The sequence below is a fragment of the Thermoproteus uzoniensis 768-20 genome (genome assembly GCF_000193375.1).
In the GTDB taxonomy this organism is placed as follows: domain Archaea; phylum Thermoproteota; class Thermoprotei; order Thermoproteales; family Thermoproteaceae; genus Thermoproteus; species Thermoproteus uzoniensis_A.
On the sequence record NC_015315.1, the window covers coordinates 1,381,228 to 1,403,547 of the forward strand.

Annotated in this window: 18 protein-coding genes; 14 read left to right on the forward strand and 4 right to left on the reverse strand. The window is 60.2% G+C overall.

Features of this window, described 5'->3' with window-relative positions; all coding sequences use genetic code 11:
• The first annotated feature begins 9 nt into the window (after positions 1–9).
• The gene (locus TUZN_RS07705) at positions 10–333 is read left to right on the forward strand and encodes a zinc ribbon domain-containing protein (RefSeq protein WP_052886181.1); all 324 of its coding nucleotides are present in this window, start codon (positions 10–12) and stop codon (positions 331–333) included.
• Here TUZN_RS07705 and TUZN_RS07710 read toward each other — a convergent pair.
• The gene (locus TUZN_RS07710) at positions 330–1,064 is read right to left on the reverse strand and encodes a 50S ribosomal protein L2 (RefSeq protein ID WP_013680400.1); all 735 of its coding nucleotides are present in this window, start codon (positions 1,062–1,064) and stop codon (positions 330–332) included. The genes TUZN_RS07705 and TUZN_RS07710 overlap by 4 nt on opposite strands.
• Positions 1,065–1,111: 47 nt before the next feature.
• Here TUZN_RS07710 and TUZN_RS07715 point away from each other — a divergent pair, with 47 nt between their 5' ends.
• Genes TUZN_RS07715 through pyk form a run of 3 tightly spaced genes read left to right on the forward strand, consistent with a single transcriptional unit; the run spans position 1,112 to position 3,055 of the window.
• Positions 1,112–1,402: a PDDEXK family nuclease gene (locus TUZN_RS07715; protein WP_013680401.1), complete on the forward strand. Its 291-nt coding sequence runs from the start codon at positions 1,112–1,114 to the stop codon at positions 1,400–1,402.
• Entirely contained in the window at positions 1,386–1,673 is a 288-nt protein-coding gene (locus tag TUZN_RS07720) for a hypothetical protein (RefSeq protein WP_013680402.1), read from the forward strand. Before TUZN_RS07715 ends, TUZN_RS07720 begins: the two co-directional genes overlap by 17 nt.
• A 32-nt stretch (positions 1,674–1,705) precedes the next feature.
• Positions 1,706–3,055 (forward strand): pyruvate kinase, encoded by a 1,350-nt coding sequence (gene pyk, locus TUZN_RS07725; protein ID WP_052886182.1) that lies wholly within the window; start codon positions 1,706–1,708, stop codon positions 3,053–3,055.
• A 71-nt stretch (positions 3,056–3,126) separates the two neighbouring features.
• Here the strand turns inward: pyk and TUZN_RS07730 are convergent, their stop codons facing one another.
• Positions 3,127–3,630 carry a PaREP1 family protein gene (locus tag TUZN_RS07730; RefSeq protein ID WP_013680404.1) on the reverse strand — a complete coding sequence of 168 codons (504 nt, stop codon included), beginning with the start codon at positions 3,628–3,630 and terminating at the stop codon, positions 3,127–3,129.
• A 172-nt stretch (positions 3,631–3,802) separates the two neighbouring features.
• Here TUZN_RS07730 and TUZN_RS11485 point away from each other — a divergent pair, with 172 nt between their 5' ends.
• Both TUZN_RS11485 and TUZN_RS11490 read left to right on the forward strand, forming a co-directional pair.
• On the forward strand, positions 3,803–3,931 hold the full coding sequence (locus tag TUZN_RS11485) for an aspartyl protease family protein (RefSeq protein ID WP_013680405.1): 129 nt from the start codon (positions 3,803–3,805) through the stop codon (positions 3,929–3,931).
• Between the two features lie 65 nt (positions 3,932–3,996).
• Positions 3,997–4,212: a hypothetical protein gene (locus tag TUZN_RS11490; protein WP_237698210.1), complete on the forward strand. Its 216-nt coding sequence runs from the start codon at positions 3,997–3,999 to the stop codon at positions 4,210–4,212.
• On the opposite strand, the gene cysS is transcribed toward TUZN_RS11490, so the two are convergent.
• Positions 4,153–5,577, reverse strand: coding sequence for a cysteine--tRNA ligase (cysS, locus tag TUZN_RS07740; protein WP_052886324.1), 1,425 nt, complete (start codon positions 5,575–5,577; stop codon positions 4,153–4,155). The two genes, TUZN_RS11490 and cysS, sit on opposite strands and share 60 nt — an antisense overlap.
• A 94-nt stretch (positions 5,578–5,671) precedes the next feature.
• On the opposite strand from cysS, the gene eno reads away from it, so the two are divergent.
• The 7 genes from eno to TUZN_RS07775 are packed head-to-tail and all read left to right on the forward strand — an operon-like array spanning position 5,672 to position 20,833.
• Positions 5,672–6,919: a phosphopyruvate hydratase gene (gene eno, locus TUZN_RS07745; RefSeq protein WP_013680407.1), complete on the forward strand. Its 1,248-nt coding sequence runs from the start codon at positions 5,672–5,674 to the stop codon at positions 6,917–6,919.
• On the forward strand, positions 6,916–8,835 hold the full coding sequence (locus TUZN_RS07750; protein WP_013680408.1) for a hypothetical protein: 1,920 nt from the start codon (positions 6,916–6,918) through the stop codon (positions 8,833–8,835). The genes eno and TUZN_RS07750 overlap by 4 nt, the downstream gene beginning before the upstream one ends.
• Before the next feature lie 43 nt (positions 8,836–8,878).
• Positions 8,879–17,050 carry a carboxypeptidase-like regulatory domain-containing protein gene (locus TUZN_RS07755; RefSeq protein ID WP_013680409.1) on the forward strand — a complete coding sequence of 2,724 codons (8,172 nt, stop codon included), beginning with the start codon at positions 8,879–8,881 and terminating at the stop codon, positions 17,048–17,050.
• Between the two features lie 45 nt (positions 17,051–17,095).
• The gene (locus TUZN_RS07760; RefSeq protein ID WP_052886183.1) at positions 17,096–17,701 is read left to right on the forward strand and encodes an AMMECR1 domain-containing protein; all 606 of its coding nucleotides are present in this window, start codon (positions 17,096–17,098) and stop codon (positions 17,699–17,701) included.
• A gap of 8 nt (positions 17,702–17,709) precedes the next feature.
• Positions 17,710–18,528, forward strand: coding sequence for a DUF1525 domain-containing protein (locus tag TUZN_RS07765; protein WP_013680411.1), 819 nt, complete (start codon positions 17,710–17,712; stop codon positions 18,526–18,528).
• Positions 18,515–19,045 carry a class IV adenylate cyclase gene (gene cyaB / locus TUZN_RS07770; RefSeq protein WP_013680412.1) on the forward strand — a complete coding sequence of 177 codons (531 nt, stop codon included), beginning with the start codon at positions 18,515–18,517 and terminating at the stop codon, positions 19,043–19,045. Before TUZN_RS07765 ends, cyaB begins: the two co-directional genes overlap by 14 nt.
• Positions 19,046–19,048: 3 nt before the next feature.
• The gene (locus tag TUZN_RS07775) at positions 19,049–20,833 is read left to right on the forward strand and encodes an ATP-dependent DNA ligase (RefSeq protein ID WP_013680413.1); all 1,785 of its coding nucleotides are present in this window, start codon (positions 19,049–19,051) and stop codon (positions 20,831–20,833) included.
• Between the two features lie 10 nt (positions 20,834–20,843).
• Here the strand turns inward: TUZN_RS07775 and TUZN_RS07780 are convergent, their stop codons facing one another.
• Entirely contained in the window at positions 20,844–21,347 is a 504-nt protein-coding gene (locus tag TUZN_RS07780) for a hypothetical protein (protein ID WP_013680414.1), read from the reverse strand.
• A gap of 28 nt (positions 21,348–21,375) precedes the next feature.
• Between TUZN_RS07780 and TUZN_RS07785 the strand changes: the two genes are divergently transcribed.
• Positions 21,376–22,302: a carbohydrate kinase family protein gene (locus TUZN_RS07785; RefSeq protein WP_013680415.1), complete on the forward strand. Its 927-nt coding sequence runs from the start codon at positions 21,376–21,378 to the stop codon at positions 22,300–22,302.
• Positions 22,303–22,320 lie beyond the last annotated feature (18 nt).

Sequence of the window (22,320 nt, forward strand, 5' to 3'; positions counted from 1 at the left end):
CGTATTCCTATGGCTTGCCCCAAGTGCGGCAGTAGGGACGTAAGAATCTCGCCGTCCGGCAAATACGTCTGTAACTCGTGTGGGTACTCTTGGCAAATACCTATGGCGGATTTGGAATGGGCCCAGAGGATCTTCCGCGTGGAGAAGCTCTACGAGGAGTTCAAGGACGTGAGGCCTATAGACTGTGCCAGGATGAAAGGCGAGATGGTCAAGAAAGGCGTGAGCGAGGACGACGCGGCCAAGATCGTGAGGAGGATAGCGAGGAGGGCCGCTCGCCTAACCAACGACAAAAGGGAGAAGGACGCGTTGGCGGCTATTATAGAAGGGTGTTAGGCCCTCTGCTGGGCACGCGCCCTTCTGCAGCCGCGACCTGTACACCTCGACGCTATGAAGCCGACCTTTTGGCCAGGCGGCGCGGTTCTCGGAACTGGCGTGCCGCCCTTCGGGTGGCTACCGCCTCCGTGCGGATGGGCGTACGGGCTCATGGCCTTGCCCCTAACCAAGGGCCACTTCCAAGCCTTCGCCCTAGATCTATGGTACTTGGCTCCGGCCTTCAACATGGGCTTCTCTATTCTGCCGCCTCCGGCGACGATGCCAATGGAGGCTCTGGCGTCCGAGCTGACGTCAATCACGCGGCCGCTGGGCAACCTTATGGACGTCTTGCCTACCTCGACCTTGTGGGCGAGGACCACGGCGTAGGCGCCTCCCGATCTGGCGTACTTGCCGCCGTCGCCGTACATCTTCTCCACGTTGTATATCATAGTTCCCTCCGGTATTTTCCGCAGAGGGAGTATATTGCCCGGCTTCACCGAGGCGTCCTCGCCTATCTCTATCCTCTGCCCCACGTACATACCCTCGGCGGCGAAGTTGAGGAACTCGGTCCCGTCGGCCATCCTTATTTTGGCCACAGGCGCGTTGAGCCCCGGCTCGTGAAGCAGCTCGACGACATAGCCGTAGCCGGAGACGCCGCGCGGATACCTAACGGCGCCGTCCCTCCTCCAGCTGGGCGATCTGAACTGGCTACCTCCCCTCCCCCTCCTCTGCACCAATATACGTTTGCCCACGGCCCGCGAAGCCTCAAGCTATATAAACATTACCGGGGTAGGCGTCCGTGAACGTGTTGGAGGAGCAGGTGCTCAACGACCTAAGATCGAGGGGGTTCAAGATCGTCGAGAGGATAGAGGACGGGCTCTTCGTGGCCGAGAAAGGCGAGCGTTATCTGTTCTACGTAATGGTGGAGGGCGTAGAGAGGCCCTTGAGGCAACTCTATAGGGTTCTCAACATGGGCGAGACCCTGTCCACGCCGGTGGTGCTGGCTCTGGTCAGCAACGACGGCGTGGTCACCTACTACTCGGCACATAAATTAAGGTTGCCCCGCAACGTCCATGCTCAAGCTCCTTGAGAGGTTAATCTCTATATCGAGGGAGAAGGGGGTGAAGATAGAGATCTCCTTCAGCAGATGCAGGGGGAGGTTGCTTATAGATAGGGAGGTAAAGGCGTTGGACGAGTACGGGAACGTGGTTCCTTGGAACCGCGCGTTCCCCGGCATAGCGATCCAGAACATACTAGACCAGTGCCGCGTGAGAAAGGTGGAGGCATTTAGAGGCCAGGAGAAGGTGGTCGAGGCGCCCGACGCCGAGTCTGCAATCCGCGAGCTCTCCTCGCTTAGGTAGACCTCGAAAACACTTTAAATAAGGGCCGAGTAATGCAGGTGTACACCAAGGTTGTAGCGACGTTGGGGCCGTCTACCGATGGACTGGCCGACTTGGGCCAGTTATTGGAGCTGGTGGACGGAGTTAGGATAAATATGTCGCACGCGACCGAGCGGGAGCTGGAGGCAAGGGTTAAGGCTGTGCGCCGCTTCGAGAAGGACAGAGGCAAGCCGATAGCGGTGATCGCCGATCTGAGAGGGCCCAGCGTGAGGACGGGCCTCATGGAGCCGCTCCGGATAGCCGCGGGCGCGAAGATCGTCTTCAAGTTGGCCGACAAGAGTGACGGGAGCTTCGTCCCGATACCCAGGCGCGAGTTCTTCGACGTTGTGGAGAGAGGCGACGAGATACTCATGTTGGACGGCAAGCTTGTCCTGAAGGCGATAGCCGCCTCTGGGCAACTGGTAGAGGCCGAAGCCCTATCGTCAGGAGAGATAACCAGCAACAAGGCCGTGGTGGTCAAGGGCAAGGACTTCGACATACCCCTACCAGTTGAGGAGGACCTCGCGGCGCTCGCCGTATTGGCCCGATACAAGGAGGATATAGACTACGTGGCGTTGAGCTTGATAAAGAACGGCGCCGAGATCTCGCTCATGAAGAAGATCGTCGAGGAGCATGGGCTCGTTGCAAGCGTTATGGCCAAGATAGAGACCAAGGGCGCCGTGGACCGTATAGACGAGATAACCGACGCCGCCGACTACATAGTGGTGGCCAGAGGCGACCTCGCCCTGCACTACGGGCTTGAGTATATACCTAAGGTCCAGAGGACGTTGATAGAGAGGGCCTTAGCCAAGGGAAAGCCGGTGGCGGTGGCCACCCAGTTGCTAGACTCCATGCAGACAAACCCGACGCCCACCAGGGCGGAGGTCAACGACGTGTATGCCGCGGCGTCTCTCGGAGTCGACTCGCTCTGGCTCACCAACGAGACTGCCAGCGGAAGCTACCCCCTGGAGGCGGTCTCGTGGCTCAGGAAGGTCATATCGGTGGCAGAGGTGAGGCCGCTCGGAAGGCCCAGCCCCGCCAACGCGAGGGACAAATTCGCCGAGGCGGTCGCCGATATGGCCGCCGATCTCGGCGCAGACATAGCGGTCTACTCCATGACCGGCACGCTTGCAAAACGCGTGGCTAAGTTCAGACCACCCGTCAAGATATTCGCCGGAGTGAAGGAGGCGTCGGTGGCCAGAAAGCTGGCGCTTATATGGGGCGTCGAGCCGTTGTTGTTGCCGGCCCAGACCTACGAGGAGGGGCTAGAGAAGCTGATGGCCCGCTTCCCGGACAGAACGTTGGTGGCCACCTACGGTCTGAAGGGAGGCGTCCACACAATTAAAATAAACATCAAGGATTAGACGTGGGGAGATGCATCTAAGCTGACCGGTGAGGAGCTCACGGTACGCCGACGTTTGCCCACTAGGGCGATCTAACGAGCCTCGGACAGCCTCTTCCTGACCTCCCCCACGAACTTCCTAGTCCTCTCCACGAGCTCCTTGACGTCCCCCTCCACCTGCTCCAGACTGTAGTACCTGCTCAGAACCCCGCTCTCGTCGCCGTTGTACTGGACCTCGTGGAGGTTCAAGGCGATAGCTGTCAGCAAGACTACCTCGTCGCCGTAGACGCCCCTCAACGCGCGGGCCACCTCCCACATACGGCCGGTGGGCATCAACGCAATGAGCCAATCGACGAGCCCCACCTCGTGTCCTTCGCGCGTCGAGATCTTTCCCCCGAACCTGGATCGCAAGGACTCTCTGGCGGAGGCCGCCGCGGCGGCTAGAGCTGCCTTCCAGGCTTGAAAGGCCTTACCTGCCGCATTTCTGTGTAGCCCCTCCTCCAGAAACCTCAGAGAGAGGTCAGCCTCCGCCAGAGCCTCCTCCAGCCTTATCTCGGCATACCTCTTGAGATCCCTCCAAGGATGAATTATCTGCACACACGGCACGGCCCAGATCGATATAAAATTGAATCGCCGGCGATTGGCAGAACGGGTTCGACGACGGCGAGACGGCCGCTCTGCGAATCTCGCCTATCGTAAATCTATGTCAAGTTCGCCGATCTTATGAGTTCTGGAAGTTCTTTAAAGACGGCTTGTGTATACACACGAGGTGTTTACGGTTAAGGCGAGGGTATGGGCCGTGGGCCGGATATCCGGCGCGGTGGAGGTGGACCTCCTAGTGGATACCGGCGCCACGTACACGGTGTTGCCGGCCAGCCTGCTCGCTAGGCTCGGGTAGCTCCCCTCAAGACGGTTAGGCTCAGGCTGGCCGACGGCCGGGTCGTCGAGAGGGAGTTAGGCGAGGTGGGGATAGAGGTCGAAGGCCTTAGGGCGTCGGCCACCCCCGCGGTGCTCGGCGAGGAGGGCATATATCTGCTGAGCTCCGTCGCCATGGAGCAATTGGGCCTCGCCCCGGATCTCATCGAGAAGAGGCTTAAGCTTGTGGAGGCGCTCTTTATGTCAACGCCTTCTGTAGGTGTAGTAGGTCCTCTGGCCGAAGTCGTGGAGATCCACGCCTAGGGCCGACAGCCTCTCCCTTATCTGATCCGCCAACTGGTACTGCCTTTCCTGCCTCAGCCTGGCCCTCGCCTCCACCAGCGCCTTGACAGCCTCCTGCACCTCCTTCGGCACCTCCCTCCTCTCCAACAAGCCCAACACGTCCGCCATCTCGACGTATTTGGAGAGCACGTCGAGGACGGCCTCCCGCGAGATCTTGTCTATTTTATGTAGTACGGTGGAGATTATGTAGCGCGCCGCGTCGTACAGCCTCTGGGCGGCCTCGTTGGTCGAGAAGTCGTCGTTGAGGGCCTCGTAGAACCCCTCCACGTATTTGTAGAAGGGCTCGACGACGGGCTCCGAGCCGCCCTCGCCGGCGTCTGCCACGGCCTGCCCCAACTCGTCGTAGGCCGTGTATAGGGTCTTGACCATGTCCTCGGCCCGGTCCAAGAGCTCGAAGCTGAACTCCATGGGCTTGCGGTAGTGGCTCATGGCGTAGGCCAGCCTCAGAGCCTCGCCGCTGTACTTAGAGAGGACCTCCCTCAAGGTGATTATGTTGCCGAGCGACTTCGACATCTTCTCGCCCCTAACGGTCAGATAGCCCACGTGGATCCAGTACCGGGCGAAGTAGTCCACGCCGAACATGGCGCGGGCTATGGCTATCTCGTTCTCGTGGTGGGGGAATATGAGGTCGGCGCCGCCGCCGTGGAAGTCGAAGGGGACGCCCAGATGCTTCGTCGACATGACGACGCACTCCAAATGCCAGCCCGGCCTGCCGGGGCACCAAGGGGAGTCCCACCAGGGCTCGCCCGGCGACCAGCTCTTCCACAAGGCGAAGTCGAGAGGATTCCTCTTGCCCGGCTCCGGCTCGACTCTGGCCCCCGCAACCAGCTCCTCTATCCTCTGGCCGGAGAACTCGCCGTATCGCGGCACTTTGCCCACCTCGAAGTAGACCGAGCCGTCGGGCGCCACGTAGGCGAAGCCCTTGTCCACGAGGGCCTTTATCCATCCCAACATATCCTCCACGTTCTCCGTCACTCTGGGGTAGGCGTACGCCGGCTTGACGTAGAGCCTCCGCATGACGTCGAAGTACTCGGATATGTACCGCTCCGGCACCTCGCGCCACCGCTTGACGGAATCCGCGCCGAACTCCTCCCTAGCCCTATTTATTATCTTGTCGTCGATGTCGGTGAAGTTTACGACTAGCCTCACCTGGAGGCCCAAGCGCTCTAGATAGCGGCGGAACATGTCGAAGAACACGTAGACTCTGCCGTGCCCCACGTGCACCGAGTCGTAGGGGGTTATGCCGCAGACGTAGCCGGAGGCGATCCCAGGAGTCCTCACGGAGAACTGCTCCATTCTTTTAGTCGCAGTGTTGTATATCCTCAGAGGCAGGGTCTGCGACACCCCGACATGAGGTGTAGGTGGTGCCGGCTTTTTAAATAAAGCGCCGCCACCTTTAAGTACGCCTCCAAACGTCCACATGGTCGACACAACGATAGAGGAGGTAGCCGCTAGGCGGGTCTTGACGGGCAGAGGCGACCTAACGGTGGAGGTCGAGGTGTACACTGCAGACGGCTTCGGGAGGGCGGCGGCCCCCGCCGGGGCCTCCAAGGGGAGACACGAGGTGGCCTTCCTGCCCGAGGGCGGCATCGACGAGGCCCTCGCGGCCTTTGAGAGGCTGGTAGCGCCGGAGCTGGCGGGCCTCGACGCGGCGGAGCAGTACGCGGTGGATGGGAAGCTGGAGGAGGTCGACGGCACTGGCCGTTTCGAGAAGATAGGCGGGGCCGTCGCGGTGGCCACGTCCATGGCGGCCGCAAGGGCGGCAGCCAACACGTTGGGCATACCGCTCTTCAGACATCTGGGAGGCGCCGCGGCGAGGACGATCCCGCTGCCTCTGGGCAACGCAATAGGCGGAGGCAAACACAGCAGAGGCCTAGGCCCCGATCTGCAGGAGTTCCTCGTAATCCCGCTCAACCCGCCGGATGCGGCCGCCGCAGTGCTGGCCAACTTGGAGGTGCACAGAAGGGCCCTCAAGTACATAACCAAGGTGGATCCGCACTTCACTGGGGGCAAAAACGACGAGGGGGCCTGGACCCCCAGGGTCTCGGCAGAGACTGCGTTGAGGATACTGAAAGAGGCCGCCGCGGAGGTGTCCAAGGAGACGGGCGTGGAGATAGGGCTCGGCGTGGACGCGGCCGCGTCGAGCCTCTGGAACGGGGCCAAGTACGTATACCAGAACGAGGGCAAGGAGAGGACCCCGAGAGAGCAACTGGAGTACATGGCCAAGCTGTTGGACGAGTTCGGGCTGGTGTACCTCGAGGATCCCTTCCAGGAAGACGACTTCCAGTCCTTCGCTGAGCTGACCGATAGATATAGGGACAGGCTGATAGTCGGCGACGACCTCTACGTGACCAACGCGGCGAGGATAGAGGAGGGGGGCAAAATGAGGGCAACCACCGCCGTCTTGATCAAGCCAGACCAGACGGGGACTTTGACGAGGGCCGCCGAGGCCGTGAAGACGGCGCGGAGGTACGGCATGAAGGTGGTGGCCTCTCACAGATCGGGCGACACGGAGTACGACACGTTGGCCCACGTTGCGGTGGCCCTAGGCGCCGAGGTTATAAAGACGGGGATTGTCGGCGGCGAGAGGACGGCCAAGCTGAACGAGCTCATCAGGATAGGCGAATACCTAGGCAAGTGGGGCAGGATGGCGGCGATTAGGCCGTGAGGAGCCTGATAATCGCGCTGGCGGCCGCCGCGGCGGTCGCGATAGCCCTCTACGCGCTGGCGCCCTACCTGACTGGCGCCGGGACCCCTCAAGCGAGCCAGACGGCGCCGCCGGCGGGCTCGACGACCTCGGCGGGGGCGAGCACGGCCGCCTCGACATCCACGTCCAGCGCCTCGGCGTCCTCCACCACATCGGAGACGGTTGCAAGCACTACGAGCCAGCCCGCCGCACAGACGTCGACTACAGCCACGTTGACGTCCGCGCCGACGTTCGCCGGTGCGCCGAGGCCGAACATAACTTTGGTGCTGGAGACGGCCGTGGTCAACACGACCAGGTTGCCCGCCAACGCGACCCTCATATTTAGGGCTGAGAACCGCGGCGAGGCGCCCGGCGTGGTGTACGTCAACGGGACCGCCGTGAGGCTGAGGCCCGGCGAGGCCGCCGAGCTTAACTTCACCGTGGCCGTGAGCCGCGCGGGGGCCAACTACGTGTTGCTGTACATAAACGGGACGCCGGCCGTGTATAGGTTCACTACGTTGTACTACACGCCGGTCTTCGCGGCGGAGCCCGTGACGGTGAGGACGTACAGACTGCCTGCGTTGGTCGTAGTGAACGTGACGGTTAGGAACGTGGGCAACTACACCGGCTACTTCAACGGAGTCGCGGTGCCGCCTGGAGGGAACGCCACGGCGCAGGTGGAAATAAACGCGACGGCGGCGGGGACGTACTGGGTAAAGGCAGACGGAGTGCCCGTGGAGGTACACGTGGTGTATCTGGCCACCGGCTACTCCGTGGCTATATGGTCGCCGACCGTCGAGGCGGCCCCCGGCGAGCCCGTGCCGGTGGGCTTCTTGATCAAGAACACGGGCAACGCCACCGAGGCGCTTACGGTCAACGGAACGCTCTACGTGTTGAGGCCCGGCGAGAGCGTCTGGGCTAACTACACGGTCCCCGCCTACAGCCGCAGGCCCGTGGCGCTTATCGTCAACGGGACGACGTGGAGGTGGGCCCTCAACGTGAGCATCATAGCGGTGAATGCCCTTCTGAATATAGGCGGGGGCGTGTACAACCCCGCCCTCTCGCCCCAGATAGTCATATCATCGAGCCAAAGCGCCGTGCCCTACACGTGGATCATCTCCACCAACGCCACTGAGAGGGCCGTCGCTCTAGTGATCAACGGCACTGTGTATACCGTCCAGCCCGGGGGGCGGCTCCTCATCAACGGGACCTTGCAAGCGAGGCTCAACGACTGGAACACTGTGTCCGTCGTCGTAAACGGCACGGCCTACTCTATACAGGTATACGTCGAGCTGAAGCCCCCCACGCTCTATGTGGCCCAGATAACCGGCTTGTCGTTCACAGATAGGAGGACGTACATAGAGTACGCCAGCTGTAGCGGGACGCCCATAGGGTCGGTGCCATTCACGGCGACGGTCTACAGCATGAGCGGCTCCGTGACGTACTCGGGCAACACCATAACCTTCTCGGGCTCAATAACTGTATACATAGATATATTGGGCAAGACCATCACGGCTAGCTACAGCGGTAGCTCGACAAACGGGGTGGGGCAGGTGACGTCCACCATAGGCCACTACACCATAGCCGTGTCCTTCTCCGGCGGCACGGTAACCTCGGTGACCGTCAACGGCCAGCCGGTGAGCTGCGGCACGTCAATTATACCTATACCCGCCTTCATGTACCAGAAGCCGCCCACCGGGACTATAGACGCCGTGTCCTTCGCGTCCCGGATAGCCGACCTATTCGCGAAGGGAGGTAGCGACGCGATAGTCGACGCATACTACAACGGCCGCTACGTCGTGCTCGTCGACGCCAGCGGTAATACGATGACCTACAGCGGAGGCGCCATAAACGGGCCGTTGCAGGTGTCGATATACGGACAGATATCCGTATCATAATTTTGGACGCGAAAAGTTTAAATATACCCTCCACCACACGGTTATGCATAACCCCAAGACAACGGTATTCCTAATACTGGTAATCGGCCTAATAACAATAGGGATAGCCCACGCCCAAGGCTCGCAAGCGGGCGGCGGGCTCTACGCCCCCGGAGCGACCATAACCTACAACATAACATGGCAGATAAACACGGAATGCCCGGCATGTCAAGCACTCTACGGGAAACACCCGTGGGCTCCAGCCGCCAACCTAACTAACAGTTACTCCTGGGCCGCCGGCAAGCAGTTCACGCTGGTCATACGCGATCTGAATGAGACCACCTCCCTCACAAACATTGTCGTCAACGCCACGGCCAACAAGACGGGCTTCGTGACGTTCCAAGTCAAGGCCCCAGCCAGCCAAGTCAACATCTACACTAGGTGGGATATCGCTCTCCTAGTCAACTGGCACGGCTACTACTTCCTGCTCTTCGAAGTCCCCAACTTCAAAGGCACATTCGCAGACTTAATGGGCAACTTCACGGGCCAATACTACACGATACTTCCTAACGGCACAGTCATCAACAACTACTACTCGAGTTACCTTAACCTCACATTCCTTTGGCTGCACCAGTTCTATCTGGGCGTGTGGACCGCAGGCCAGCCCTACAACTTGACTCTGGTCGAGACGCTGTCAATAAACGGTACCCCTGTCTATACATGGACGTATAAGCCGCTGTCGAAACTGACAATACCTAACGGCACCGTCTTCGGGCCCATTACTTACCTCGGCACTTACGTGACCTCGCTAGGCACGGCGGGCCAGAACGTAAGTAGCTATCTGTCGCCGTCCAGCGTCTCCTACACGTTCAAGGTGGTTATGTCCATCTACAACCAGCAGACAGGGACGTACGTACAGCAGACATTGATAGAAAGCACTAACCACATCAACACATCGTATCCGGGCACGCCGCCAGCTCCGAACCAATTCTACGTCATCGCGACGTTGAACTACACAACTATGACCAACGCCTCCTCGGTCGACGCCACGTGCCAGCAGCTGGTCATATGGCCGTTGCCGCTCAGCACCTTGACTATCGGCATGCTCTACGACATAAAGGGCAACCCAATACTCAGCCCCGAGTACTTCACCTTTAAGATCCAGGAGAACATAGGCGGCTACCCGCTGACCATATCCCAGCAACAAGGCGGTTGGTCCACCGACATAACCGACGTCAGGTTCAGCTTCCTCCGCGCGCTCTGTGGCGGCGGGACCATATCCAGCTTTTCTGACCTGGTCAACTGCTTCAACACCCTCACCCGCACGAAGCTGATAAATGCGGTCTATAGCATATACAAGCACCCGACCCTCGCCTGGATAAGCGGCATCCGCATACTCACGGATCAGAGTGCTCAGCTGTCCTCGGTTAACCTCAGCCCCAGGCTGATAGTTGAATACTCATACCAAGCCATCCAGTACACTTCGTCCCAGCCGCAACCCACCAGCGGCTATATTGACGCCGTGGTTTTCCAAGCCCCGCTTAATGCAACCGGACTGGTTAATAAGACTGTTGACCTAACAGTCGCTATACTGCCCGTGCAGATACCGCTGTGGTGGCGCAACGGCATGGCTCTGCCCAACGGTCAGCCCTTCAATAACCCCGCGTTGGCTCAAGGCCTCACCTTTGTGTTCCAGGGCACCACGGCGTATTTGAATGAGACCGGCCAATACGCAGTCGTGGCCGACCCGTGGAGCAGTAGCGCCACCGGCACCAACCAGTTCAACACATTATACCTGTGGGCTCTCCCGCCGTATGAGTACGTGCCCATAACTCCCGGCGTCTACGCCGATCTGCTCACTTTGTTCAACGCCAGCGGCTATCTGCCCCTCCCGCCGCTGAACGCGATACTCGCTAAATCGGGCTCTACGTACTACATTAAGTACCTCAACTGGAGCCAAGCCGTTGCTCTAAGCAATCTCTTCAGCCAGTACGGCCTCTCCGTAGGCACGAACCAGTACACCTACAGCTTCAGAATATACGCCGGCTCTATACTGGTGGGCACTGCCAACGTCGTGGCGACGTATCCGTTGGTGTACCCTAACGGCACCATGGTGGAAACCCAGAGCAACGTGGCCAATACGCTCTACGCCCAGTACGGCCCTAAGGCGTACCCAGACGCCTACACGGTACAGGCAGTCTACTACAACGCCACCGCCACCCCCGGCGTGTACGGCCTACAAGCCCAGAAGCTAGGGTTCTACAACCTCGAGCACGCTATAAATATCGCGATCAACCTCAAGACGATGAACTTCCTGTTCAAGGACTTCTGCGGCAACGTGCCGTCTGTGGTCAACGGCACCATAAGCCTGACTGTCGTATACGGCGGCCAGAACATAACTCTGTCCCAGCTGCCCGTGGCGGCCGAGGTCCCCGTCACCATACCCGCGGCGGTCGACCAGTGGGGCGCTCCGCTGACCAATAAGGCGACTGCCTACGTTACGCTGAACTACTTCGGCTATAAGCTGTACGGCACCACCAACAACACGGCCTTGCCCACAAGCCCCGTGCCCATATCCGTGGCGCTGGCCAACGCCCCCTACTTCAAGCCCGTCGTGTATCTGCCCATAGCGCCGCAAGTCTTCCGCGTCATGGCCGCCGTCTGGACGGAGGAGGACCCAGTGGGCGGCCCCGCTAAGGAGGTGTATCTAGGCCCGCAGTACCCGTTGGTCGGCTTCGTGCTGGTGCCCACAAGCCTTGCGCCGGGCTATGTGGGTGTTAGGATGGGCGAGTCCATAAGCAACGCCTCGGGCTACGCCTACTTCGACGAGCTACCGCTGAACGTGACGTTCCGGATGACCGTCCGCACGATAATACCGCAGGTGGACATGTACTGGCCGTACACGGCGGCCCAGACGCTCTACGGCAACTCGTACGCCGACTACGCCCAGTGGCTGGGCCTCAACGCCACTAACTTCGTCTACACGTTGGGCACTAGAGATCGTATAGACGCCGGCATAGTCGCCAACAGCACCACCCTGAAGCTGACCACTTGGTGCGCCAAGCCGCAGACCTTTGAGGCTCAGGTGTACAACCCGGTGTTTAGGATATTCGACAAGACTGGCCAGCACCTGCTGTCCAGTCAGTTCATAGTGCCCGGCCCCTATCCCGGCGCTGCCCCGCCGATACTGGCCAACGTGACATTGGTGATAGCGGACGACCGCAGCCCGTACCTCTATGCATCTAGATGGTTCAACTTCACCGATGGGGACTTCAATGTCTTGACCGACTTCAGGCTTGTGGGCATGACCGGCATGCAGTCCATATGGCAGAGCATAGCCGCCAAGTATCTGAGCAAGGCGCAAGCCTTCGCCGGATGCACCGCGCCGCCGACCGGCAACTTATCCGACGTGGCCAACGCCCTGGCGTATGCGGCTATGGCCAGCTGGCTCGCCAACTCCTCCACCAACCTCTACTCCGCAGTCTTTACGTTGTACTCTGCGCAACCCAACAACAGCAAGCTGTCCGTCTGCAGCCTGACGCCGACTACCGTCGGCACCTACGACATAGCCCACCTGTTCCTGCCCGGCATGAGGCTACACGTGAGGGTGTGGTATATGGGCTATTTGGTGTACGACGGTTATGTCACGCTAACCAAGCCCACCGTCGACATAAGGGCCAGCGTCGTGCCGCTTAACGTCACCGCCTTCACTAAGGACATGAGGTTGCCTGTCAACGCGTACATAGGCTTCACGCTGGCCAACGGCTACTTCGGCTTTGCGTTCAATAGCCCATACTCTGGCGTCAACTTCAGCGACACCTATATACTGTACTCGCTGGTCGAGCCGTACGGCTTCCAGCCTCTATGGTTGAGTTCTATACTGACCAGCCTAACCGGCTACGGCACGCCTGCGCTGCACGATGACGCTGTCCAGTATAACTTCACTAGCAGATACGCCTACTACGGCGCTTATAAGACTGTCACCGCCGGCGCTGAGTTCGTCTACCTGCCCAACCTGTTCGTGTCGCGCAACCTGACCACGCCGGTATACCTCTACACTGTCAACGGCACCGGCTACGAGCACGCCGCCAGCTTCGACAGGTGGGTCAGCGTGAGCTACCCGCCGACTACCATACGCACTCACAACTACTTCGAGAGGAACACATTCCTAGATCTATTGATGGGCGGCTATAATTTACCCGTGCCGGCGCCGTTCAGTAGCCCGTCGACCGGCGTGTACACGACCAGCTTCGCCATCTACATGTATAACCCGTACAACTCAACCAACCTACTCAACTATAAGACGTTGAGGCTGTATCTGCCTTGGGGCAACGGCACTAAGGCCATAGTGACCGTGAAGGCGGTCAACGCCAGTAACGGAGCCAGCTACACCGCTACGTTCAACCTATCGAACTACTCCAACTTGACGCAGAACTTGTTGGCGTACGACATAATTCTGCGCAACATAGCGCTGAACCTAGTGCCCGGAAACGCCACGGCCGAGATAGTATTCACCATCACCGTTAACTACACCGCCGGGCCTACCACCTCGCTGTACAGCGTTCCGACAGCCACGCTGATAAACGGCCTCTACGCCTATGCGGCGTACGACAACACCACGGTGGCGACCGCCGCCGGCGCTAACGTCACTCTGCATTTCATAAACGTCATGTTGCCTGCCGACTCCAAGTACATACAGTGGGGCGGATTCGGCGCGCCCGTCACCTACATAGTGCCCGCTGGCCAGATTGCCCTGCTTCCCGAATACGCCGACGATGCGTACGTGTCGCTTGCCGGCTCCTACATAGCCAGGATATGGATAATAGCCGCCGGCTCTAAGGAGGCTCTCTGCACCTCCGGTCCCAACGTGCTGGGTCCGCTGACCGACAGCAAGGGCGCCTACATCACTGGCTACGACTTCTTCGGCAAGCGGTACCTCGTGGTGAACTACATACCCGCCTCGACTCCCGCCACCAAGTCGTCGGTGCCCGTCTACACCAACACCTACCTAGACGAGTTCTACGACGGCTCTGGCATGGTCGCCGGCCTCGGGTTCCCGATAGGCGGAACCAGCGCCTTCGCCATAGGCGCCTACCTCGGCAAGCCCGTCTGGGATGTCAGTGCGCTGTATGCCATGGGCGTGACCAGCCTGCAGTTGCCCACCACCGCGCTGGACTACCTGACTGTGTACAACAACGCCTCCTTCCCGATACTGGTATCCGGAGTGACCGTGTCGTGCGGCGGCTCCAGCTACACGATACCCATCAACGCCTCCACCGGCTACGTCTATGTGAATGTGTCCCAGCAGAAGTCGATACCGCTGAACGGCTACGGCTTCGGCAGATCCTACGCCGTGAACGCCTCGGGCCTCTGGAGCCTCGACGTCTACGCTCCGCAGTATGAGTACTCCGTCAAGGCCTACTACGGCGGCGTCGTCGACACGCTCAAGCACTTCATAAACGACATACCGATACAGGCGAACAGGACTCTGTCGCCCACCATAAAGGCCGAGCTGATGAATGCCTACCAGCTCGCCCAGCAGGCGTTGAACAACTACACGTTGCTGGTGAAGCTGTTCAACCTACAGCCGCTGAGCTCTACTTCCTACCCAGAAAAAGTGCTCTATGCCAGCTATGCCGATAGACCCAGGAACGGTTGGCAGTACACCTTCAATGTGGTGAGCGAGTCCGCGAAATACTGCACCGGATCGGTTGTCTACTACATAGCTAAATTGTTCAACGGCCTCTTCGCGATAGCTACCAACGTCTACAATGGTTCCGCCGTGATCTACTACGATAATAAATATGTTGTATTGCCTGTCAATAGCACCGTCTTGGCACAGCCACCTTCCGTGACCGTCCTGAATATAACCTATCTCAGTAGCGGCACGGTCGTCGTCTATCTATCTAACAGCACCACGCTGATCTACAACAACGTGTCCAAGGTCATATGGCCCGCCTACTTTGTCGAGGTTATATGGCCCCTTAACCTCGCCGGTAACTACTACCTAGCGGTCAGCTATAACTCAATAAGCATCCCCATCTGTAATTATAAGACTTCCACGACCGAGTGGACGGCCGGCACTTGGGGCACGTTGACCACCAACTCCAGCGACTACGACTTCAAGTACTTCTTCAACTTCCCCGAGCTACCGCTGAAGTACATACTGGACTGGAACGCCAGGCCGCTTGCTAACCAGACCGTGGTGCTGTTCGACAGGGCGACGCACCAGGTGTACGCAGTGATATTCACCACCAACACCGGCCAGCTGTTCTACGACCTGCCCAACATCGGCGCCATGGGTCTGAGCAACGACATCTACGTGAGCTGGTTCGACGGCTATCCGTTGATGGTGCTGACCGGCGATCCGGCCTACCTAGTGTGGGTCTACCAGCAGGACGTAGGCAACGACGTGTACCAGCTGGGCAACGCCGCCACGTCGGCTGAGATAAGGACCTACGTGTATCCCGCTACGCTGACCGTCAATGGCCCCAACGGCCAGCCGCTCGCTGGCGTGGTCGTGCAGGTGTTCGACGACGCTACTAAGGGCGCCATGTTCTACTTCATGAACACCACCAGTAGCGCCGGCTCCGTGACTGTCTACGACAAGCTGGTGTCCAGCTATCCGGGCGGCTTCCTGTCCCAGCTACCGTCGACGAACTTCGACTACAACATACTGTATCCGTACAGCTCCGGCACCGCCGCCGCTCCCGCCGACGGCGCTGTCTGGGTCCCCGTAGCCACCGGCACCTTCTCGATACAGCGCGGCGCCACCGTGCCCAGTAGCGGCTACTCCATAACCTCCACCGTGACCTTCGCCACGCAGATACCGCTGTCCCAGCCCGTCGGCGTCAGCGGCACCTTCTACATGCAGACTCCCAGCGGCACTGTAGCCATACCGTTCAAGACAGTGACCGTATCCGGTACATCCTACATAGTGCCGTCTCAGCCTATACCCACCAGCGTGAGCTACCCGCTACAGATGGAGATAGACACAGTGACAGTCAACGGAGTTCCGATAAAGCTCGCGACGCCGTTCAAGACAACGCTGACCACCACGTCTCTGCCGAGCTCTTTCGACCTTGCATCACTCGGCCTGCTGGCGCAGGTCACTGTGCAGGCCCAGGACGGCTTCGGGAAGCTTAGGACCGACTGGCCGATCACCGTCTCGCTGAACGGCCAGACCGTGGCGACCGGCAACGGTGTTGTGACTGCCTACCTACCGTTGAGCCAGTACGCCGGCGCCTACAACGTGACCGTGGCTACTACGGTCAAGACTCCCAGCGGCTCAGTCGTGGTCAACACCACTACGCTGACCGTCAGCGGGCCGACCACCTACGTAGTCAGCGTGCCGTCCGGCGTGATATCTGCTAGCGTAGTCGACGCCTTCGGCACCGCCCTCAGTAGCTCGCCTGTGCAGATAACCAACGTCGCTACCGGCACCGGCTCCGTTACCGCCGAGGTGCTAGCCGGCACCTACACCGTATCCGCCCAGGCCTTCGGCTACACGTGGAGCAAGACGGTCACCGTCTCTAGAGGACAGACCGCGACCGTGCAGATAGTGGTGCCCACCGCCAAGATCTCCGCCAGCGTAGTCGACCAGGCCATGGGCTCCGTCGGCCAGTGGCCCATACAGATAATAGGCCCCAGCGGCTCCGCGGTGGCCTCCGGCACCGGCTCAGTGACTGCCGAGGTCCTTGCCCAGGACAACACCGGCGCGCCGCTCCAGTACAACGTAGTGGCCGTGACGCCGTTCGGCACCTACTCCACCGGCTCGTTCACGCTGTCGCCTGGTCAGACCGCCACCAAGACCATAACCGTCCCGACCGCTGTGCTGCAGATATCCGCCGTCGACGACAACGGCTATCCCATCAACAACATGGTGTCGCAGGTAGACGTCTACTTCGCCAACGGCACTCTGTACAAGAGCTTCTCGTCCGCCCCTGTCAGCGTCGAGGTGTTGGCCGGCCAGCAGTACACCATCAAGGTCACCGCCCAGCAGAACCACGTCGGCACTGCCCAGATAACTCCGCCCGCCGGCCAGACCGTCGCCATACGCGTCACTGTGCCCGGCACCGCCGGCATAACCATAGGCGGAGTTAGGATACCGATATCCGAGCTGGTGCTGTGGATAGTGCTGGTGATAGTCATAGTAATAATCGTCGCGATATTGCTAATGGAGTACAGCAACTGGAGGAGAAGGCGCTTGATGCAGATATTGGCCCCGCCGAAGTAGGCGTAATACCCAGCCACCTTTTTAAAACCCTCCCCTTTTTCTTATATGCTTTCTCTAGAGGAGGGAGCCCGCCTCATCTCACACATACGCTCCTCCATGCAACGGAAGATCAAGGGGCTTCCCCTCAAGACGTCGGACGAGGTCCTCTCCAGGTATAGACTCGGCGTCTTCGTGACGGTCGAGTTCTTAGTCCGCTCCAACGGCTGGGAGCGGCGCGAGGTCCGCGGCTCTCTCGGCGTCGTCCAGCCGGTCAAGGATCTGGCCCACGACTCGGCCAAGATAGCCGGGAAGCTGGTGCTCCAGATACCCCGCTTCTCAGAGATGGAGCTACGCAGGGCCGTGATAGAGGCCACCCTTGTTGACGGGCTCCGGGAGGCCTCCCTCGAGTCCCTCACGTCCTTGAGGTGGGGCATAGAGGGCGTCTACGTCCCTCCCAACTTCGTCGTCCTCCCGCAGACAATGCTGGAGCGCAGGATATTGGGCGACGCCCTCCCGAGATACGTCATGAGCAACGTGGGCGTTCCGGAGAAGATTTACGTGTTCTCAACGCAGATATTCTACGAGCTTAGGCCCGAGGGGCAAGTCATCGAGAGGGAGCTCTGGCGCTCTCGTCTGATCCAGCAAACGCTAGGCTTAAATAGAGGCGCGTAGTTGAAAACGTGTACGTAGAGTTGTTCGTCATATCGGGGAAGAGCCAGGAGCTCGAGGAGTCTCTCAAGAAGGCCATCGAGGAGATTAGGTCGAAGGTGGAGAGGAGGGATCGGGTCAGGCTCGCCACGGTCAAGATAAGGCAAGACGCGGCGGATCAAGTGGTCAAGATGCTGGATCAGCCAGTCGAGAGAGTGCCGCCGCACTTCCGCTCTCTCGTCTCTATACTCAAGAGGTACAACATAACGGCCTTCCCCGCAGTCGTCATAGACGGCCAGAAAATACTGGAGGGGACCGAGGACGTGTCGAAGGCCCTAAACGCAGTCTACAAGAAGGCCGGCGAGGAGTTCGGCATACAGCTAGGCCCACAGGCGGCCCCTCCGCCTCCGCCGCCCCCATCGCCACCTCCGCCGCCTGCGCCCTCGGCTCCTACCCAGCCCGTACAGCCCGTCGTGGCGCCGCCTCCTCAACCGCCGCCGGTCTCCGAGATAAAGCCGTTGGAGGAGGCCCTGAAACAAACACAACAGCCTCCGCCGCCTCCCTCGGCTCCAGTTGCTCAGTTGCCTCCACAACCTGTGCAGTTGCCGCCTCCTCCCCAGCCTCCTCCCGCCCCACAACCCGTGCAACCGCCGCCGCAAGCGCCTCCTCCGCCCGTTTTGCCGCCGCCTCCGAGGCCCGCCGCTTTGAAGGTGTCCGTCCGCATAATGCCCGGCCGTCCGGACGACTGCAGGGAGTGCGCGTACTACGGCGAGGCCACGTCGCGTTGCTACCTCTTCAGCGTAGCCGTGTCCGATCCCGCGAGGCCTCCGTGCAAGAATGTTGGAGGTTGAGCAGAAGTACCGCGCCGACCTCGGCAAGGTCAGGGAGGAGCTTTTAAAGCTCGGCGCCTCTCTCGTAGAGGCCAAGGAGGAGGTCGACGTCTATTTCCAGCATCCCTGTAGGGATTTCGCCGAGACCGACGAGGCGCTTAGGGTGAGGCGCTCCGGCTCCGACGTGGAGGTGTCATACAAGGGCCCCCGCATGCGGTCTAACGCCAAGGCGCGGCTGGAGCTGACGGCCTCGGCCGAGGGCGACGTGGAGGCCGTGCTGGAGGCCCTCGGGTTTAAGAAAGTGGCGGTCATAAAGAAGAGGCGCGAGTACTACTCCTACGGCCCCCTCACGGTATCTCTAGACGACGTGGAGGGGCTCGGCCAGTTCGTGGAGATAGAGGCCGTCGCCTCCTCCGAGAGGTCTGTGGGGGAAGCCGAGGCGGAGATATCCGCTCTAGCCGAGAGGCTGGGCTTGAGGGAGAGGGTCGACGCCACGTATCTGGAGCTGTACCTAAGTATTTTTAAGGGAGGAGTATAGTACGTGGAGTTCTCGGAGCTGGCCAAGGTGCTCGCCTCGATAGAGTCGACTACTCAGAGGACCACAATGGTGCGGCTTCTGGTGGGACTATTCAAGAAGCTGGAGCCGGCCGAGATAGACAAGGCGATATATATCATATTGGGCGATCTGAGGCCTCCTTGGGAGGGCCTGGAGCTCGGCGTCGGCGAGAAGCTGTGCATAAGGGCCATCGCGCGGGCCTCGGGCGCCAAGGCCGACGAGATAGAGGAGCTTTACAAGAAGACGGGCGACATGGGGGAGGCGGCGAGGAGGGCCCTCTCCAGACGACAGGCCCAGACGTTGCTCGCCTTCGCGGGGGGCAGAAAGGCCGGCCTATCCATATCGCAGGTCTACGACACGCTTTTTAAGGTGGCCAAGGCCTCCGGCGAGGGGTCGCAGGACCTAAAGATATCCCTTCTCTCGTCGCTCTTTTCCCAGCTCTCGCCTGACGAGGCCAAGTACGTGGCCCGCTTTGTCGTGGGCCGCTTGAGGCTGGGCGTGGCCGACATGACGGTGATAGACGCCTTGGCGGAGGCCTTCGGCGTGCCGGAAGAAGCCTTGGAGAGGGCTTACAACGTAAGGCCGGATCTGGGCTTCCTCGGCAAGTTGGTGGCCGAGAGGGGGGCGGCGGGGCTTGCGGAGGTGAGGATAACGCCCGGCGTGCCGGTTATGCCCATGTTGGCCCAGCGCCTCAGCACGTCGAGGGAGATCTTGGCCAAGCTGGGGGGCGCCGCCATATGCGAGTACAAGTACGACGGGGAGAGGGCCCAGATACACGTATCGCCCGACGGCGTGGCCATATACAGCAGGAGGCTCGAGAACATAACCCACGCCTATCCCGACGTCGTGGAGTCCGTGAGGAAGTCCGTGTCGGCCAGAGAGGCCGTGCTCGAGGGCGAGATCGTGGCGGTGGATCCCGACACGGGCGACCTGTTGCCGTTCCAAGAGCTCATGCACCGCAAGAGGAAGCACGAGGTGGAGGAGGCCGTCAAGGAATACCCGGCTAAGCTCAACCTCTTCGACCTGCTCTACCTAGACGGCGAGGACCTCACGGACAAGCCGCTTATGTACAGGAGGCTTAAGCTGTCGGAGATAGTCGAGGAGGGGGAGGACGTTGTCATAGCCAAATGGGCCCTCTTCGACGACGAGGAGAAAGTCGACGTGTTCTTCCACGAGGCCATATCGATGGGCATGGAGGGGCTGGTCTGCAAGAGCCCCACCTCCGTCTACGAGATGGGGGCCAGAGGCTGGAACTGGATAAAATACAAGAGGGATTACCGCAGCGAGATGAGCGACACGGTGGACCTCGTCGTCGTGGGGGCCTTCTACGGGAGGGGCAAGAGGGCGGGCCTCTACGGCGCCTTCCTCACAGCCGCCTACGACCCCAAGACGGACACGTTCTACACAGTTTGCAAGGTGGGGAGCGGGTTCACAGACGCCGATTTGAAGAAGATGTACCAAATGCTGGAGCCCTACAAGATAGACCACAGACACCCGAGGGTCTCGTCCAGGATGGAGCCCGACGTCTGGTTCACGCCCGGCGTAGTCCTTGAAATCATAGGGGCGGAGATCACGCTGTCGCCGCTGCACACTTGTTGCCTAGGCGCCGTGAGGCCCGACGTCGGCTTGGCGATACGCTTCCCCAGATTCACAGGCAGATACAGGACGGACAAATCGCCGGAAGAGGCGACGACCGTCGACGAGCTCCTGGAGATGTACAAGAGCCAGAAGAAGGTCAAGGTGGAGCAGGGCCCGGAGGCGGCGCCTTAAACCTAGCCCCTCAGCTCTTGAGCGCCCTCTCGAGAGTCCACCTAAACGCCCTTATTATGTCCCTACGCCTGTTCTCGTCGCCGTAGTTCTTAACCACGATGGCCTTGACGGCACCGCTCTCCTCCTGCACCTCGTATTCGAGGGCCGCCTCCTTCTTGCCCTGCCTCACGGCGTCCTCGTCCTCCTCCCTATACCTCTCCAAGAGCTTCTCGACGAAGAACCTCTTGAGGAGGCCCTCGAGCTTGACGGGCGTCTTGGGCCTCAAGACCAGCTCGTTCTCGTATATCTCGGCCACGCCGAGCTCCTCCCCGTCCTTGGACTTAAGGGTCTGGATCTCCAGGGGCTTTCTGGCCGCCTCGCGCCTCTCCTTCTCCTCGGCCGCCGTCGTGAATGACCTCTTGCCGATCACCTCGTCCAGAGCCGCGAGCACTTTCCTGTAGAGCTCGAGCTCCCTCTCCATCTGGGCTATCTTCTCCTCTATGGCCTTCCTCAGCTGGAGAAGGTCCTCGACCACAATAGATAATATAGGGGTAAAATAAATTGTGGCCTTGGTCGCGTCTATAGGGAATTTGAACTACGACATATATATAAAAACGCCGGAGCTGCCCGGCTTAGACCAGTCAGTGGACGCCGTGGATATATACACCGGAGGGGGCGGCTCGGCGGCGAACTTCGCCGTGGCGATAACCAGGATGAGGCATAGGGCGAGGTTCATAGGCTCCGTCGGCGACGACGTGTTGGGGGACATGATACTGAGAGAGCTCGCCGGCGAGGGGGTCGACGTGTCCTTCGTCAAGAGGATTAAGGGAGTTAGGTCGGGGGTCGTGGTCGTCTTGGTCCAGCCCGACGGCGTGAAGCGGATGATAGCGTACAGAGGGGCCAACATGGGCCTGTCCCCCGACGACATAAACGAGGAGTCGCTGGGCGGCGTCGACCACGTCCATATAGCGAGCGGGCGCGTGGAGCTCATACTCAAGGCGAAGGAGGTCGCCAAGAGGCTCGGCAAGACGGTCTCGGTCGACGGGGGCACAGCGCTGGCGAGGAAGGGCTTGGAGATAGCCTCGAAGGCCCTCTCGGGCGTCGACGTGGTGTTGATGAACCAGGTGGAGGCCAAGATGTTGGCCAGCTCGGCCGACCACAGAGCGGCCGTCGACGTCATAGCCAAGAGCATAAACGCGAAGGAGGTCGTGATAACGCTCGGCGATAGGGGCGCCATGGCCGTCAGCGACGGCGAGTTCATCTACGTAGACGCGTTCAAGCTACAGCCTGTCGACACTACGGGCGCCGGCGATACCTTCGCCGCCGCCTACATAGCCGCTAGGCTGGCCGGGCTCTCGCTCTACGAGAGGCTCCTCTTCGCCAACGCCGCGGCCTCCATCAAGGTCACGAGGCCCGGCGCGCGGTCCTCGCCCAAGTTCGAGGAGGTGGCCGAGTTCCTCAAGTCTCTGGGCTACAGGATCGCGGATTAAATTTTAATAGAGGGGTAA